A 959-nucleotide genomic window follows, 5' to 3' on the forward strand; every position below is an offset into this window, starting at 1 on the left:
TTTAATCAAAACAAAAAAATATTTAAAGTAAAATTAAAATAAAAGGACAAACAATGCAAAAAATACTTCAAATTGATTTAGAAAAAAGAAAAGCTTTAGAGAATTTAAAAAATTTAAGCTTATTGGGTTTTGGTGGGGTTATGTTATTTAATCTAAATAAAGATGATTTGATTAAAGATAATGATATTTTTTCTATGCATAATATGAATCATTTTTTACAACTTAGTTTAGATCAATTTTACATACCTAATGCTTTTTTAAATATTTTAGAATTTTTGCATATTAAAAAACATATTGATATAAAAGAATCTTTTCATATCAATATCTTAATCAATAGTGATACACTTTATAAAAATCCTTTATTGCAATATAATATAAATAGAACAATTTCTAAAGATGAAAATATCATTTATGCTTTAAAAAATACTTCTAGTATAAATCAAGCTTTTAAAAACTTAAAACAATTACAAGAAGTATTATTAAAAGAAAATATATTTTTAAATTTTATAGACTTAAATAGCAAAGAAAGCCTTTTAAGTTTTTATAATCAAATATTAAGTAATCATCATCTTAAAGATTATTTTTATATAAAAAATAATCAATTTTTTATTAAAGAAGATATAAAAAATAAAATTGTATTTAATAGTATAAATTCTTCTTCTATTGTAAGTAATTATCTTAGCTTGTTGAATGATTTTAATACTTTAAGTAAAATAGAGCTTATAAATATATTAGAAAGTTTAAGTTTATACAATCTTTCAACTTTAATGCAAGATATACAAAAAAGATATTTAAAACTAGAATATAGCTTAAAAAGCTTTGATAAAGATAGTATCTTTTTATCTAATATGATTATGAATGTGAGATTGAAGTAAGTAATAAATGGTGGATTTAGCAGGCGTGTGATTTGTTAATCACAGCAAAGTATTTTTTGCTTATATGCTATATTTTATTGTTAT

The 959-nt window shown here is 18.8% G+C and carries 1 protein-coding gene; it reads left to right on the forward strand.

Annotated elements, in window-relative coordinates:
• Nucleotides 1-53 precede the first annotated feature (53 nt).
• Nucleotides 54-875 carry a hypothetical protein gene (locus tag L8V79_RS08125; RefSeq protein ID WP_263703199.1) on the forward strand — a complete coding sequence of 274 codons (822 nt, stop codon included), beginning with the start codon at nucleotides 54-56 and terminating at the stop codon, nucleotides 873-875.
• Nucleotides 876-959 lie beyond the last annotated feature (84 nt).

It is taken from the genome of Campylobacter sp. IFREMER_LSEM_CL2194 (assembly GCF_025771685.1).
Classification (GTDB): Bacteria; Campylobacterota; Campylobacteria; order Campylobacterales; family Campylobacteraceae; genus Campylobacter_D.

Coding starts and splice junctions, on each gene's coding strand:
- L8V79_RS08125 (WP_263703199.1), top strand. CDS start 54: ATGCAAAAAATACTTCAAATTGATTTAGAAAAAAGAAAAGCTTTAGAG.